Genomic DNA, 15022 nt, shown 5'->3' with positions numbered 1-15022 from the left:
AAAGCATCATGAGCTCGGTGCAAGCAACCGACACCCCGGCCAGCGTCCCTGCATTGCCCGCCGACGACTACAAGATCATGGTCTTGCTGGTGGATGACCAGGCCATGGTCGGCGAAGCGATCCGCCGCGCCCTGGCCAGGGAAGACAATATCGATTTCCACTTCTGCACCCGCGCCGACGAAGCGCTGGCCGTGGCCGAGAAGACCCGTCCCACGGTGATCCTGCAGGACCTGGTGATGCCCGGCGTGGATGGCATGACCCTGGTGCGGCAATATCGTGCCAGCCCGGTGCTGGCCAATGTGCCGATCATCGTGCTGTCCTCGCGCGACGATGCCGAGATCAAGCGTGACGCCTTTGCCGGAGGCGCCAACGACTACATGGTCAAGCTGCCGGACGTGATCGAACTGGTGGCGCGGCTGCGCTATCACTCGCGCTCCTACATCAACCTGCTGCAGCGGGACGCCGCCTATCGCGCCCTGCGCGAGAGCCAGCAGCAGTTGCAGAAGACCAATTTCGAACTGCAGCGCCTGACCAATACCGACGGCCTGACCGGCATCGCCAACCGGCGCTATTTCGACGACTACCTGGGCGCGGAATGGCGCCGTGCACGGCGTGATGGATTGCATCTGTCGCTGCTGCTGATCGACGTGGATTTCTTCAAGCTGTACAACGACAACTATGGCCACGTGGCAGGTGACGCGGTGCTGCGGCAGGTGGCGCAGACCCTGGACAACAGCATCCAGCGTCCGGCCGACCTGTCGGCGCGCTTCGGTGGCGAGGAGTTTGCGATGATTTTGCCGCGCACGCCGCTGGAAGGCGCGCAAGCCCTGGGCCAGAAACTGTGCCAGCTGATCGAGGCCAACCAGGTGCCGCATGCCCGTTCCAGCATCAGCGACTGGCTTACGGTGAGCATCGGGGCCGCCTGCATGGTGCCCACCGAGCACCAGGAGATCAGCGAGCTGATCGAGATGGCCGACCGCCGCCTGTACCTGGCCAAACAGCAGGGGCGCAATCGCGTGGTCTGGCAGGATGGCTGAGCACACAATAAACAATCAGGCCGTCTGCAGCAGCGCTGCACCGGCCACTCCATGAAAACAGGGAAGGAAGCCAGCATGCGCACCATCGCCAGCCTGGAAGAACTGAAATCGCTGGCGGGCCAGGAAGTGGCCTGCAGCGAATGGATGGCCGTCACGCAGGAACAGGTCAATCGTTTCGCCGATGCTACCGGTGACCATCAATGGATCCACGTTGACTCCGAACGCGCCGCGCGCGAACTGCCCTACGGTGGAACGGTCGCTCATGGTTTCCTGACCCTGGCCTTGCTGCCTCGCATGCTCTCAGCGTCCATCAGCTTGGGCCCGGACGTGCGCATGCTGCTCAACTACGGACTGAACCGGGTTCGTTTCCCGGCCCCCTTGCCGGTCGGCCGCCGGGTGCGCGGCGTGATCCGCCTGGAATCCACCGAAGACATTCCGGGCGGCGTCCAACTGGCCTGGCTCATCACGGTCGAGTGTGAAGGATCGGACAAACCGGTGTGCGTGGCCGAATTCCTGGTGCGCCGCTACTGAGGGCCCGAGCCACGCCCATGCACGAGGTACGGCTCGCTTTCTCGCAGAAGCTCATGCGTTGTGTGGCCTGAGCGCATCGCTGCCGCATGCCTGCGTGGATTTTCGCGAAGGCCGTCGCCCTAACTTGTCATTCAGTGCTAATGTGCAAACATTTGGCAGGCCCCTTGTGGCACTGCCGCCGCGTCCTTGCTGAACCCGCCGCTCATGATGTCAGAACGACCCCTCCATCAGGTTGACGCCGATCCGGATTGCTCCCGGAAGGCGCTCGCCTTTCTCCAACAGACGTTGTCCTACATTGCCCGCGGTGCGCCGCTGGAGCAGTTGCTGGGCCGCATCGCCAGCGGTTTTTCGGCCAGCTATCCGCAACGCTCGCTGGCCATCTTCCTGTTTGACCGTCAGGCCCGGCGCATGACGGTGGGCGCGGCGCCGCGTCTGTCGCCGGCCTTCCTGGACGAACTGGGCCAGCTGGAGGTCGAGGACCCGGACACGGCGCCGTTCTGGAACGGCCTGACCGCGCTCAGCGCGCGCCACGCCCGCAAGCTGCTGGAAGTGCTGCCCTTACGCTCCTTTGCAGGCGAGGTGGCCGGGGTGCTGACCGTCTGTACGGCCACCGATGCCGAGGGCGATGCATCGCACCTGGAGCAGGCCTATCGGGATGCCGTCGGTGCGGCCGTCTCCATGGCCATGCTGGCCATCGAGCGCTCACTGGTGCCGGTGCATGCACGGGTCCAGAGCGAGCCGCCCGGCGAGGCCGACGAGCGCATGGCACTGGCCATCGAGGGTAGCGGCACCGGCATCTGGGACCGCAATGCCGTCACCGGGGAGATGTATTATTCGCGCGGCTGGAAGGCCATCCTCGGCTATGAGGACTGGGAGCTCTCCAGCCACCTGGAAGATGCCTACCAGCGCATCCATCCCGATGATCTGCCTTACGTACAGGAAACCATCCGCCAGCATTTCGCCTTGCGCTCCGACACTTACCAGGTGGAGCACCGCATCCGCTGCCGCGATGGCAGCTACAAGTGGATCAGCAGCCGTGGCAAGGTGGTGGCACGCGATGCCCAAGGCAATGCGCTGCGCATGATCGGCACCACCACCGACATCACCGAACTCAGGCGGCTCACCGACAAACTGGCCAAGAGCAGCCGCATGCTCGATTACCTCACCAGCGAGATCCCCGGCATGGTGTACCAGTTCCGGGTGCCGCCGGGCGAGCGCGGCCATTTCACCTACGTCAGTGAGGGCGCGCGCGAGACCTATGGGCTCACCCCCCAGCAGTTGCTGGAATCGCCGGACGTCATCGATACCATCCTCCATCAGGAAGACCTGCCGCTCTACCGGGCTTCGCGCAAGGCGGCGCTGGCCGGCGCCTCGCACTGGCTGCTCGAATTCCGCGTGACGCCACCCGGCCAAGGCATGCGCTGGCTGCGCGGCCAGGCACGCCCGCGCCGGCTGGAAGACGGCACCACGCTGTGGCACGGCTACATCAGCGACATCACCCAAAGCAAGGCCATCGAACTGGAGCTGCAGGAGTTCGCCCTCACCGATTTCCTCACGCAACTACCCAACCGCCGCTGCTTCATGCAGCGCCTGCAGGAAGAGTACAGCCGCATCCAGCGCGGGGTGAGTGATACCGCTGCGGTGCTGATGTGCGACCTGGATCATTTCAAGCGCATCAATGACAGCCTGGGCCATGCCGTGGGCGACCAGGTACTGAAGCATTTTGCCCAGGTCCTGCAGCGCCAGCTGCGCAAATCCGATGCCGTCGGACGGCTGGGGGGCGAAGAGTTTGCGGTCATCCTCTCCGGGGCCAACCTGCAGGCCGCCGCCGAATTTGCCATGCGCCTGCAGGCCAGCTTCGCCAGCCAACCGCTGCGGCACGAGGGGCGTGAAGTGGAGGTGACGCTGTCGATCGGCATCGCCCTGATGCAAGCCGATTGCGCGGGCCAGGAGCAAGTCCTGCGCGCCAGCGACGATGCCCTTTATCGCGCCAAGGAAAAAGGGCGCAACCGTTTCGAGTTTGCGCCCTTTGCCTGTCCCTGATGCAGGGTGCCGGGGCGGGCCTGAACGCCGCCCTCGGCCATCAACGATCAGCGTTTCTGGTACTGGCTTTTTCCGAACAGCAATTCCTTTGCCTTGTCGTCCTGCAGCGGCTTGCGCTTGTCGGCCAGCACGGTCACGCCGCGCTGCACGGCCGGACGCGCGCTGATGGCATCGAACCAGCGCTGGACGTTGGGGAAGTCCGCCAGATCGATGCCCTGGTTCTTGTGCGAGCGGGTCCAAGGGAAGCAGGCGATGTCGGCGATGGTGTAGTTCTCGCCGGCCAGGTAGGCGTGCTGGCCCAGCTGCTTGTCCATCACCTGGTACAGGCGGCGCGCTTCGTTGCTGTAGCGGTTCACGGCGTATTCGATCTGTTCCGGCGCATACAGGCGGAAGTGATGCGCCTGGCCCAGCATCGGCCCCAGGCCACCCATCTGGAACATCACCCATTGCAGCACTTCATATTTCTCGCGCACGGTCTCGCCCAGGAAGCGCCCGGTCTTGCCGGCCAGGTAGATCAGGATGGCGCCGGACTCGAACAGCGAGATCGGCGCACCGTCCGGACCATCGGGGTCGACGATGGCGGGGATCTTGTTGTTGGGTGAAATCTTCAGGAATTCGGGCGTGAACTGGTCACCGGCACCGATATCGATGGCATGCGCGGTATAGGGCAATCCGCATTCTTCCAGCATGATGTGAACCTTGTGGCCGTTGGGCGTGGCCCAGCTATAGACGTCGATCATGGCGTTCCTTTTTTGCGTGTCGTGTTGAGGGGGGAGGTCACGTTACGGAAAATGTTGACAAACAAGATGTGCGGTGGCCGTCTTACAGCCTGGACAGCCGGTCCAGCGCCAGTTGCAGCGTCTCATCCTTCTTGGCGAAGCAGAAGCGCACGATGCCCGATTCCTTGGGCGTGTTGTAGAAGGCCGAGACCGGGATGGCGGCCACGCCGATCTCGCTGGTGAGCCACTTGCAGAAGTCGGCCTCGGACTGGTCCGAGATGGCGTCGTACTTCACGCACTGGAAATAGGTGCCTTGCGAGGGCAGCAGCTCGAAACGGGTGTTGGCCAGTCCTGCGCGGAAAAGGTCACGCTTTCTCTGGTAAAACGCCGGCAAATCCAGGTACGGTGCCGGGTTCTTCATATACTCGGCCAGGCCATACTGCACCGGCGTATTGACGGTAAAGACGTTGAATTGGTGCACCTTGCGGAATTCGGCGGTCAGTGCAGCGGGCGCCGCCACATAGCCGACCTTCCAGCCGGTGACGTGATAGGTCTTGCCGAAGCTGGAATTGATGAAGCTGCGCTCGGCCAACTCCGGATGGCGCGCCAGCGATTCATGCGGCTGGCCATCGAAGACCATGTGTTCATAGACTTCGTCGGAGAGGATCAGGATATCGGTGCCGCGCACGATGTCAGCCAGCGCGGCCACGTCGGATGCGCGCATGACGCTGCCGGTCGGGTTGTGCGGGGTGTTGACCATGATCATGCGGGTCTTGGGCGTGACTGCTGCGCGGACCTTGTCCCAGGGGATGCTGTAACCCGCCGCGCCCACTTCCATCTGCACGAACACCGGGACCCCGCCGGCCAGCTCGATGGCCGGCACGTAGCAGTCATAGACCGGCTCGATCACGATCACTTCGTCACTCGGATGCACCGCGCACAGCACTGAGGTCAGGATGCCCTGGGTGGCACCGGCGGTGACCGTGATCTCGGAGAGCGGATCATAGCGATGGCCGTAGAGCAGTTCCACCTTGTCGGCGATGGCTTCGCGCAGCGGCAGCACACCGGCCATGGGCGGGTACTGGTTCAGGCCATCCTGCATGGCGCGGGTGACCGCATCCACCAGGGCCGGGTCGCAATGGAAATCGGGGAAGCCCTGTCCCAGGTTGACCGCGCCTTTTTCGCTGGCCAAGGCAGACATGACGGTGAAGATGGTAGTGCCCACCTTGGGCAGCTTGGTGACGATGTTGGGGGTGCTCATTGCAGCGGGCTCGTTCTTGTGATGATCGCAAGCCCGCTATTCTAGCCGCATTCGCGGCAGCCTTCAGGTGGCTGCATCAAGGAAGGCATCGGCGCGCCAGAGCTGGGGCGGCACGATGGCAAACAGGCCGCGCTTGACGGTGCGCTTGCCCAGCTTGAGGACCGCCTTGTCCTTGCTCACCAGCACGTGGGCCTGGCATTGCAGGGCCAGTTCGAGGAATTTCTGGTCGTCGCGGTCGGTGCAGACGGGCAGGCCAAAGGTATTGACCTGGGCCAGCGGCAGGCACTGCAGCAGGCGGTCGAATTCGGCGCAGATCGCGGGTTTGGTCTCGGGGGTGACCGGCAGATGCGGATAATCCAGCACGGCCAGCCACTCGCTGCGGCAATCCTCGCGGGTATAGGCCTCCACGGTCCCTTGTTCCAGCGCGGCCTGCAGCGCCGCCCAGCGCGGATCACGGAAGACGAACAGGTCCAGGCACACGTTGGTGTCCAGCACCACGCGCTGGCGCCTGGGCGCGGCGTCAGCGAGCGTGGCGGAGGGGAGGGAAGATGCAGGGGGGATGGATGGTGTTGCCTGGATGCTCATTGCTCTGAAAACTAGTTGTCGATGCCACGTTGTCCGGGCAGCGGCGCTTCCTGCTTGCCGAAGAGCTCGCTACCGGTTTCGAGCGCATCATACCCCTGATCGGTGACGCGCCAGAAATTGTGCATGTCCACCGCCGCCAGTCCGCGGTCATAAAGCAGGCGCAGGTGATGCAGGATCACCTCCGGCGCTACCTGGCCGGGCAGGGCACTCTGGATCTTTTCCACGTCGCCGTAGAGGGTGCCGAAGGATGCCAGTTGCTTCAGGATTTCGCCCATGAGGGCTTTGTCGCGTTTCATGATGTCCTCCTTGCCGATGGCCGGCGGGATCAGGCGGGCAGCCTGTGCAATTCGTCTCGCTCGTTCACCATAGACAGCGAAATGCCGCCAAAGTGCCGACAGTCTGACCAGTCAAAAACACGGTTTGACTGCTGCAGTGCGCTCCCGCCAGTGTGCATGCTGCCAGCCTTGTTGATTAACGGCAAGTCCGGCGGCGAACTTGAACATGCGCCCATTGCCTGCGCCAACCAAGCGCGCCGGCTCAGAATTGCTCCCAGTCCCCCTCATCGGTAGAGGGGGTCTTGCCTGCCTTGGCGCCCTTGGCTGCAGGAGCGGCGGGCAGTGCGGGGGGCGTGGCGACCGCGCGCACGGCCGGCTTGGGCTGCGGCCGGCTCTGCACTTTGGGTGACGGCACGGCAGGCCGCGCAGCCGCCGGTGCGGCGGTTGACGTGACATGGGCACGTTCCAGCTTGAACACGCTCACCAGTTCCGACAGCTTGCCCGCCTGGTCCTGCAGCGAGCCTGCCGCTGCGGCGGCTTGCTCCACCAGGGCGGCATTCTGCTGGGTCACCTCGTCCATCTGCGTGATGGCCAGGTTGACCTGTTCGATGCCATTGCTTTGCTCGGAACTGGCCGCCGTGATCTCGCCGACGATGTCGGTGACCCGGCGCACGCTGGCCACCACTTCAGTCATGGTGCTGCCGGCTTGCTCCACCAGGCGGCTGCCGGTGTCGACCTTGGCCACCGAATCATCGATGAGGCTCTTGATCTCCTTGGCGGCGGCAGCCGAACGCTGTGCCAGGGTGCGCACCTCGGAGGCCACCACCGCGAAGCCGCGTCCCTGTTCGCCGGCGCGGGCCGCTTCAACCGCAGCGTTCAAGGCCAGGATATTGGTCTGGAAGGCGATGCCGTCGATGACGCTGATGATGTCGACGATCTTGCGGGAAGAGGCATTGATGGCGCCCATGGTATCGACCACCTGCGAGACCACGCTACCGCCCTGGGTGGCCACGTCGGAGGCCGAATGTGCCAGCTGGTTGGCCTGGCGGGCATTGTCGGCATTCTGCTTGACGGTGGAGGTGATCTCTTCCATGGCCGAGGCGGTTTCTTCAAGGGAGCTGGCTTGCTGCTCGGTGCGGCTGGAGAGGTCGAGGTTGCCGCTGGCGATTTCGCGCGAGGCCGTGTTGATGGTGTCGGTGCCTTCACGTACCTGCGTCACGATGCGAAGCAGGCTGTCGTTCATGGCCTTGAGCGAGCCCATCAGGCGGCCGGTTTCGTCACGTCCGGCGGGCTGGATGTGTACTGTCAGGTCGCCTTCGGCCACCCGTTCGGCCACGTGCATGGCATCCTGCAGCGGACGCGAGACGATGCGTGCCACCCAGGTCGCCAGCAGCAGGCCCAGGCCGATGCAGGCCGCCAGCAGGATGCAGATCATCAGGCGCGAGCTCTCGTAGCGCTGCTGGGCTTCTTGGTCGGTCTTCTCGCTGGCGTCGATGTTGAGGGCGACCGCTTTGTCCATGTTCTCGAACAGGCGCAGGTAGACCGGGGTGACCTGCTTCAGGAGCAGCTCGCGCGCTTCGTCGATCTTCTGGCCGCGCACCAGCTTGGCCAATTCCTGATGCTGTTTGGTGAAGACCGCAAGGTCGGCCTTGATGGCCGTGAAGTAGGTGCGTTCGTCGGCCATGTTGACCAGCGGTTCGTACTTGTCGAGCGTCTTGTTGAGCCCGGCCAGCATGTCGCCGATGACCTTTTCGTTGGCTTCCACGTTGGCTTCATTGCCCGGCAGCAGGTGCTGCAGTTGCACGGTCCGTATCCTTGCCAGGGCGACCTTGGCCTCCAGGGGATAGCGCACGCTGGGCAGCGAGTTGGTGGCGATCTCGGTGGAAGCATCATTCACGCGCGACAGTTGCACGATGGAAAAGCCGCCGAGAATGGCAGTCAGCAGCAGGATGGCGGTGAAGGTCAGGAGGAGCTTGCGGGCGATGCGCAGATCGTAGAACCAGTTCATGGCGTGTCCTTGGTGTTGGATCGGTGGGATGCGGCGCGGCAATGCAGGCGGGAGCTTGGACGATGGCTGGCATGCGGGGATTGCCATGAGGTCCAACGCTTCAGTGTAGGAGCAGGGGGGCAGGGACCAAAGGCGCAACAGCCGGGTTTTTGCTGCCCAAATTTTCATATCGGGTGCGAAGCAGGCCTCACCACACGAAAGCGCCGCGCTTTGGGTATCATGGCGGCCACCTTGTCCCAACCTGATCAATGGATAACGCCTCATGCTGATTGTTTTGTCGCCCGCCAAATCGCTGGACTACGACACGCCGCCCACCACCGACCTGCACACCACGCCCGCTTTCGTGCCGCGCTCGGCGCAACTGATCGAAGTGCTCAAGACCAAGTCGCCGGCCGAGATCGGCAGCCTCATGGGCATCTCCGACCAGTTGTCGGTGTTGAACGTGAACCGTTACGCCAGCTGGTCGCGCAAGTTCACCACCAAGAACGCCAAGCAGGCCGTGCTGGCCTTCAACGGCGATGTCTACGAGGGGCTGGACGCCGGCTCGCTCAATGCCAAGCAGCTGGACTACCTGCAGAACCACGTGCGCATCCTCTCGGGCCTGTACGGCATGCTGCGCCCGCTGGACCTGATGCAGCCGTATCGCCTGGAAATGGGCACCAAGCTGGCCAATCCGGGCGGCAAGGATCTCTATGCCTTCTGGGGCAACGAGATCACTGAAGCGCTCAATGGGGAATTGGCAGCGCAGAAGGCACCGGTCCTGGTGAACCTGGCCTCGGAGGAATACTTCAAGGTGGTCAAGCCCAAGCTGCTCAAAGCCCAGGTGATCTCGCCCGTGTTCGAAGACTGGAAGGGGGGCAAGTACAAGATCATTTCCTTCTACGCCAAGCGTGCGCGCGGCCTGATGGCGCGCTATGCCGCCCAGAAGAACATCAGCCAGCCGGAAAAGCTCAAGGCCTTCGACGTGGACGGCTATGCTTTCGCGCCGGACGCCTCCACCGAGAGCAGCTGGGTATTCCGCCGCAAGCTCGAAGGCTGAACGCGCCACCACCCGGGGCAGGCAGCTTGCCTGGCCCGGACAACAAAAAACCCTCGCCATCTGCATGGCGAGGGTTTTTTTATGTTTGCTGGCGTACCGGACTTACCAGATCTTCCACCAGGGCTTGGCCTTCTGCTTGGGGCCACCGGTGTACCATGGGCTGTTGGGGTAGGTGGCCTGGATGATGCGTTCGGTGTCTTCCTTCAGCTTGGTCTGGCCCAGGGCTTCGTAGGAGCGCATCAGGATGAACAGCGCCTCTTCGTTAGCCGGGGAGTCCGGATATTGCTTGATGGCAGCTTGCGCACGGTTGGCGGCCGACACGTAGGCGCCACGGCGGAAGTAGTAGTTGGCCACGTGGACGTCGTACTGGGACATCGCATTGATCAGATACCGCATGCGGGCAATGGCGTCCGGGGTGTACTTGCTGTCGGGGAAACGTTCGGCCAGCAGCTTGAACGAATCGAAGGCGTCACGCATGGCCTTGGGATCGCGCTCGGTGTTGTCCTGGTCGGTGAAGGTGTCGAAGATGCTGGTGCGATCATTGAAGTTGATCAGGCCACGCAGGTAATACATGTAGTCGACATTGGGGTGGTTCGGGTGCAGCTTGATGAAGCGGTCCACCGCCGCCAGGCCTTGCGCCTGCTCGTTCTGGCGGTAGTAGGCGTAGGCGATGTCCATCTGCGCCTGCTGGGCGTAGGTGCCGAAGGGGTAGCGCGATTCCAGCTTCTCGAAATACTTGATGGCCTTGTCGTAGCCGCCGGCATTCAGTTCATCCTTGGCTTCCGAGTATAATTTCGAGGCAGACCAGCCGACCGTCTCGTCTTTTTGTTCCGGCAAGAGGCCGCAGGCGGTGAGCGAGAGGGCAAAACCGATGATGAAGAACTTCAATAAGATTTTGTGCATGACTCTTGTGTGCTTGTCTGGGACTATCAGTTGTGCATGGCGCCAAGCGCCTACCCGAGCCGGCTGCATCGATACCCGAAATACAATCAACCCGATCCGGCGATTATAGCTGATGTCACGTAAGAAACCCCTTCCGATTACAAATGGCGATGAGCCTGTAAAGACCGACCTCCCGCTGGAGGACGATTTCGATGACGGCGAGCAAGCCGGCGACGAAAGCGCCTCCGGCCTGGAGCCCTTGAGTTTCCGCCTGGATGACGAAGTCATTGGCCAGCGGCTGGACAAGGTCCTCTCTGGCCTGATGCCCGAATTTTCGCGCAGCCGCATCCAGCAATGGATCGAAGACGGCCATGTCACCGTGGACGGCGCGCCCGCCAAGGGCAAGATGACCATGCTCGGCGACGAGCTGGTGGAGGTGGCACCGCAATCGGTGCCGGCCGACCAGCCCTATGCTCCCGAAGCCATGGCGCTGGACATCCTGCACGAGGACAAGTCCATCATCATCCTCAACAAGCCCGCCGGCCTGGTGGTGCATCCTGCTGCGGGCAACTGGAGCGGCACGTTGTTGAACGGCCTGCTGCATCATTGCCCGGGCCTGGCCAACGTGCCGCGCGCCGGCATCGTGCACCGGCTGGACAAGGAGACCAGTGGCGTGATGGTGGTGGCCAAGACCCTGGCTGCCCAGACCGACCTGGTGCGCCAGTTGCAGGCGCGCAGCATGAAGCGCCAGTACCTGGCTCTGGTGTGGGGCCTGCCGCAGCTCTCCGGCACCATCAACGCCCCGATGGCCCGCCATCCGCGCGACCGCATCAAGATGGCGGTGTCGCAAAGCATGCGCGCCAAGCCGGCGGTGACCCACTACCGTCGCCTGGCCACCGGCGAGATCGACCGCAAGCCGGTGAGCCTGGTGCATTGCCGCCTGGAAACCGGCCGTACCCACCAGATCCGCGTGCACCTGCAGTCGCTGGGCTTTGCGCTGGTGGGCGATGCGCTCTATGGCAAGCAGCACCTGGCCTCGGTCTTCCCGCGCCAGGCCCTGCTGGCCGGACGGCTGGGACTGGTACATCCGACCTCGGGCAAGTTCCGCCAATGGGCCGCGCCCTTGCCGGCAGATATTGAAGCCCTGCTCAAGAGCGCCAACATCGATCCGGCCCTGGCGGTCATCCCCGAGATGAGCGAGGAAGCCGACCCGGTCCTGGGCGACTATGACGACGACGATGACGACTATTGAGCGAGCCCGCCCATGGAATTGCTGATTCCTGACTGGGCTGCGCCCGCCAACGTCGGTGCCCTGACCACGCTGCGTGCAGGTGGTTTCAGTCCCGCGCCGTATGGCGACGGGCAGGGCGGAGGCGGCCTGAACCTGGGCACGCATGTGGACGATGACCCGGTGCGGGTAGCGCGCAATCGTGCGCTGCTGCGGCGGTTGTTGCCGTCTGAACCCGCGTGGCTGACGCAGGTGCATGGCGTGGCCGTACTCGATGCAGCCGCCTTGCCCGATCAGCCCACGGCCGATGCCTGCATCAGCAGCACGCCCGGCGCGGTGTGCGTGATGATGACGGCCGATTGCCTGCCGGTGCTGTTCTGCGATCGCGCCGGCACGGTGGTGGGCGCGGCCCATGCGGGCTGGCGCGGACTGGCCGGCGGCGTGCTCGAAGCCACCGTGGCCGCCATGCGCGCGCGCGGCGCGCAGGACATCATTGCCTGGCTGGGGCCGGCCATCGGGCCGGAACAGTTCGAGGTCGGGGCCGAAGTGCGCGAGGCATTCATTGCGCAGCAGGCCGCAGCGCAACAGGCCTTCCGCGCTTATCCTGGCCGTCCCGGCAAATACCTGGCCGACATCTATCAGCTGGCCCGCCAGCGCTTGGCCGGTGTGGATGTGCACGAGGTCAGCGGTGGCGGACTTTGTACCGTGACCGATCCGCGTTTCTATTCATATCGGCGCGACAAGACCACCGGGCGCATGGGCTCGCTGATCTGGCTCAAGTGATGATGGCGGCTCCGCGGAGCCGCCATTTTTTTGATTCCTGATACTTCAGGCGTGGCGCTGCAAGGCCAGGATCAGCTCGCGCGTAGGTCCTGGCAAGCCTTCCAGCCCGCGTACGCAGATGAGCAGCTGGCGCCGGCTCCAGCCGTCCGTGAGCGGGACGGCGCGAATGTCCATGTGCGCCGCGCAGTCCTGGGCGGCCGTGGCCGGCATCACGGCCACGCCGACCTGATGCTCCACCATGCGGCAGATGCCGTCGAAACTGCGCAGCCGCACGCGGTATTGCAGGCGCCGGCCGGCGCGGGTGGCATGGCCGGAAAGGTGCTGCTGCAGGGCGCTGTCGCCCGACAAGCCGACGAAATCCTCTCCCAGCAATTCGTTGAAGGCCAGTGACTTGCGCCGTGCCAGCGGGTGCTTCTTCGAGAGCACCGCCACCAGGTGGTCCTGGCGGAAGGGATAGGTCTGCAGCGGCCCGCTGTCGGTGGAGTCGGCGATGATGCCGACATCGGCCACTCCATCGACGACCGCCTGCACCACTTCGTAGCTCAGTTTTTCTTCCAGTTCGATATCCGTGTGCGGATGCCGCGCCAGGAAGCGCGCCAGCACCTCCGGCAGGAACTCGGTCATGGCCGAGGTATTGCACAGCAGGCGGATATGGCCCTTCAGGCCCTGCGCATACTGTCCCAGTTCATCGCGCAGTTGTTCCATCTGCTGCGCCATCATGCGCGCGTGGTGGGCCAGGGCGCGGCCGGCATCGGTGGTTTGCACGCCGCGCCGGCCGCGCTCGAGCAGGGCCGTCCCCAGCGCATCTTCCATGTTGCGGATGCGCGCACTGGCCGAGGCCAGCGCCATGTGGGCGCGTTCGGCCCCGCCAGTGATGCTGCCACTTTCCACGATGTGCAGGAAAAGACGCAGGTCGGAGAGTTCGAAGCGGTGGCTCATCGGCGTACTGATGGAAGGGAAGAAAGGGGGCGCATCTTGACTTTGTGCCTTCGGCCAAGCCGAAGGCTGGCTAAGTGTATTCCACATTTCCAGCGCGGGCGAGGACTGGCAGACTGGGAAACCTTGCTACCCCGCTGTCTCGTCATCCCGGTGCCATTCCTGCCATGCCCAGCCTGCTTTCCCTCGTCGACATGAACGCCACGATGCTTGCCGTGAGCCTGGCCGTGTTCCTGCTGGCCGGCTTCGTCAAGGGCGTCATCGGACTGGGCCTGCCGACGGTGGCGGTCGGCTTGTTGAGCCTGGTGATGCCGCCGGTGCAGGCCGCGGCCTTGCTGATCCTGCCCTCGATGGTCACCAATGGCTGGCAACTGGCCACCGGCGGCGCTTTCCTGATGCTGGCAAAACGGCTGTGGACGCTGCTTGCAGGCGTGGTGATCGGCACCCTGGCCGGTGCCGGATTCATGCGTGCCGATGGGGGACGCCATGCCATCGTGGTGCTGGGGGTGGCGCTGATGCTCTATGCGCTAGCAGGCCTGGCGGCCTGGACGCCGACGGTCCACCCACCGCACGAACGCTGGTGGTCGCCCGTCGTCGGCCTGATCACCGGCCTGGTGACGGCCGCCACGGGCGTATTCGTCATTCCGGTGGTGCCGTACCTGCAGGCGCTGGGCTTGCCGCGCGACCAACTGATCCAGGCGCTGGGTTTGTCCTTTACGGTCTCAACGTTGGCCCTTGCGGTCAACCTGGGGCAGGGTGGAGCCTTCAGTGCAGGCGTAGGCTGGGCTTCGCTGATGGTGCTGGTGCCGGCCCTGCTCGGCATGGCGCTGGGCACCCGCGTGCGGGCGCTGGTGCGGGCTGCGACCTTCCGGCGCTGCTTCTTCATCGGCCTGCTGCTGCTGGGTGTGCACCTGGCCTGGCATCTGGCTGATCTGCTGGAGACCGGGCGATGAGCCGCGCCTCCATGCAAGCCTGCGGCTGGCGAATCGAAGGTCCCAAACAGCGGCAGGCCAATGAGGTCCACGTTTACGCCTGGCTCGATGGCAGCATGATTGCCATGCTTGATTGCGAGTTACGTGACAGCGGAGGGCTGAAGTTACGTATGGCCTATGTTTCCCCGCCCTGGCGTGGTTCGGCCGTCTTGCGCGACATGCTTGCCGTACTGAAACCCCGTTATCGCCAGATTGCCTTGCGGCGGGTGGCGCGGCACTAAGGCGTGCCACCCTCTTTTGCTGAGTTTTGCAGACCTGAGCCGAGGCATGATGCAGTGCGCAAACCGGCGCGGTGCGGGCGTCGCAAGCTCACGACGATGGTGCGCAGCGATCCCGTTTTTCTAAGTTTTCAGCCAGGCCGCTGCAGGCCGATGAGCTCATGCGCGTGGATCGCGCGGGGTCTCGCAAGTGGGCTCGGACTCGCGTTTAACGGAACCGTCATCGTTGATTTCTTCCTTGCGCTCGGCTGTCAATTTCTTCATCTTTTGACGATTCCGCTTGCGTTGCGGCGTACCCATCAGGTATAAAACGATGGTCAGGGGAATTATCCCGTACAGCAGGAAAGTGGCGACGCCAGCGACCGCCGACTGTTCGGTGATCGACATCATGAAGACGACGTAGAGCCATGCGATAGCGACGATGACCATGGTGAAATGCGCGTCGAGACAAACCGTAACGATACGCGAAAATTGCAGATCCGAGC

At 63.8% G+C, this 15022-nt stretch carries 16 protein-coding genes; 8 read left to right on the top strand and 8 right to left on the bottom strand.

Going from position 1 to position 15022, the window contains the following annotated elements; all coding sequences use genetic code 11:
* The first annotated feature begins 8 nt into the window (after positions 1–8).
* The 3 genes from ACLRDN_RS16000 to ACLRDN_RS15990 all read left to right on the top strand — a co-directional run bounded on the left by ACLRDN_RS16000 (position 9) and on the right by ACLRDN_RS15990 (position 3611).
* A complete protein-coding gene (locus tag ACLRDN_RS16000; RefSeq protein ID WP_413457088.1) occupies positions 9–1037 on the top strand; it encodes a diguanylate cyclase in 1029 nt (342 codons plus the stop codon).
* A 75-nt stretch (positions 1038–1112) separates the two neighbouring features.
* A complete protein-coding gene (locus ACLRDN_RS15995; protein ID WP_413457087.1) occupies positions 1113–1568 on the top strand; it encodes a MaoC family dehydratase in 456 nt (151 codons plus the stop codon).
* Positions 1569–1853: 285 nt separating this feature from the next.
* Complete coding sequence (locus ACLRDN_RS15990; protein ID WP_413457086.1) at positions 1854–3611, top strand: diguanylate cyclase; 1758 nt, start codon at positions 1854–1856, stop codon at positions 3609–3611.
* Positions 3612–3658: 47 nt separating this feature from the next.
* Here the strand turns inward: ACLRDN_RS15990 and ACLRDN_RS15985 are convergent, their stop codons facing one another.
* The 5 genes from ACLRDN_RS15985 to ACLRDN_RS15965 form a co-directional block, all read right to left on the bottom strand.
* The gene (locus tag ACLRDN_RS15985; RefSeq protein ID WP_034331528.1) at positions 3659–4351 is read right to left on the bottom strand and encodes a glutathione binding-like protein; all 693 of its coding nucleotides are present in this window, start codon (positions 4349–4351) and stop codon (positions 3659–3661) included.
* Positions 4352–4433: 82 nt separating this feature from the next.
* Positions 4434–5591 (bottom strand): pyridoxal phosphate-dependent aminotransferase, encoded by a 1158-nt coding sequence (locus ACLRDN_RS15980; RefSeq protein ID WP_413457085.1) that lies wholly within the window; start codon positions 5589–5591, stop codon positions 4434–4436.
* A 63-nt stretch (positions 5592–5654) separates the two neighbouring features.
* Positions 5655–6176 (bottom strand): putative toxin-antitoxin system toxin component, PIN family, encoded by a 522-nt coding sequence (locus ACLRDN_RS15975; RefSeq protein ID WP_413457084.1) that lies wholly within the window; start codon positions 6174–6176, stop codon positions 5655–5657.
* Between the two features lie 11 nt (positions 6177–6187).
* A complete protein-coding gene (locus ACLRDN_RS15970; protein WP_413457083.1) occupies positions 6188–6472 on the bottom strand; it encodes a hypothetical protein in 285 nt (94 codons plus the stop codon).
* A 241-nt stretch (positions 6473–6713) separates the two neighbouring features.
* Complete coding sequence (locus ACLRDN_RS15965) at positions 6714–8459, bottom strand: methyl-accepting chemotaxis protein (protein WP_413457082.1); 1746 nt, start codon at positions 8457–8459, stop codon at positions 6714–6716.
* A gap of 262 nt (positions 8460–8721) precedes the next feature.
* Between ACLRDN_RS15965 and yaaA the strand changes: the two genes are divergently transcribed.
* Complete coding sequence (gene yaaA, locus ACLRDN_RS15960) at positions 8722–9498, top strand: peroxide stress protein YaaA (RefSeq protein ID WP_413457081.1); 777 nt, start codon at positions 8722–8724, stop codon at positions 9496–9498.
* A 102-nt stretch (positions 9499–9600) separates the two neighbouring features.
* Here the strand turns inward: yaaA and ACLRDN_RS15955 are convergent, their stop codons facing one another.
* Complete coding sequence (locus tag ACLRDN_RS15955) at positions 9601–10401, bottom strand: outer membrane protein assembly factor BamD (RefSeq protein ID WP_413457080.1); 801 nt, start codon at positions 10399–10401, stop codon at positions 9601–9603.
* A 112-nt stretch (positions 10402–10513) separates the two neighbouring features.
* On the opposite strand from ACLRDN_RS15955, the gene ACLRDN_RS15950 reads away from it, so the two are divergent.
* Both ACLRDN_RS15950 and pgeF read left to right on the top strand, forming a co-directional pair.
* On the top strand, positions 10514–11632 hold the full coding sequence (locus tag ACLRDN_RS15950; protein WP_413457079.1) for an RluA family pseudouridine synthase: 1119 nt from the start codon (positions 10514–10516) through the stop codon (positions 11630–11632).
* A gap of 12 nt (positions 11633–11644) precedes the next feature.
* Complete coding sequence (gene pgeF / locus ACLRDN_RS15945) at positions 11645–12391, top strand: peptidoglycan editing factor PgeF (RefSeq protein ID WP_413457078.1); 747 nt, start codon at positions 11645–11647, stop codon at positions 12389–12391.
* Between the two features lie 45 nt (positions 12392–12436).
* Here pgeF and ACLRDN_RS15940 read toward each other — a convergent pair whose 3' ends face one another.
* Positions 12437–13330 carry a LysR substrate-binding domain-containing protein gene (locus tag ACLRDN_RS15940; RefSeq protein ID WP_413457077.1) on the bottom strand — a complete coding sequence of 298 codons (894 nt, stop codon included), beginning with the start codon at positions 13328–13330 and terminating at the stop codon, positions 12437–12439.
* Between the two features lie 164 nt (positions 13331–13494).
* Here ACLRDN_RS15940 and ACLRDN_RS15935 point away from each other — a divergent pair, with 164 nt between their 5' ends.
* Positions 13495–14280 carry a sulfite exporter TauE/SafE family protein gene (locus ACLRDN_RS15935; RefSeq protein ID WP_413457076.1) on the top strand — a complete coding sequence of 262 codons (786 nt, stop codon included), beginning with the start codon at positions 13495–13497 and terminating at the stop codon, positions 14278–14280.
* Positions 14277–14540: a hypothetical protein gene (locus ACLRDN_RS15930; protein ID WP_413457075.1), complete on the top strand. Its 264-nt coding sequence runs from the start codon at positions 14277–14279 to the stop codon at positions 14538–14540. The genes ACLRDN_RS15935 and ACLRDN_RS15930 overlap by 4 nt, the downstream gene beginning before the upstream one ends.
* Positions 14541–14696: 156 nt before the next feature.
* Here ACLRDN_RS15930 and ACLRDN_RS15925 read toward each other — a convergent pair whose 3' ends face one another.
* On the bottom strand, positions 14697–14966 hold the full coding sequence (locus tag ACLRDN_RS15925) for a hypothetical protein (RefSeq protein ID WP_413457074.1): 270 nt from the start codon (positions 14964–14966) through the stop codon (positions 14697–14699).
* Positions 14967–15022 lie beyond the last annotated feature (56 nt).

It is taken from the genome of Herbaspirillum huttiense, assembly GCF_047300815.1.
GTDB classification, from domain to species: Bacteria; Pseudomonadota; Gammaproteobacteria; order Burkholderiales; family Burkholderiaceae_D; genus Herbaspirillum; species Herbaspirillum huttiense_A.
The sequence above is the reverse complement of the archived record's forward strand: the minus strand, read 5'-3'. Positions and strand labels throughout refer to the sequence as shown.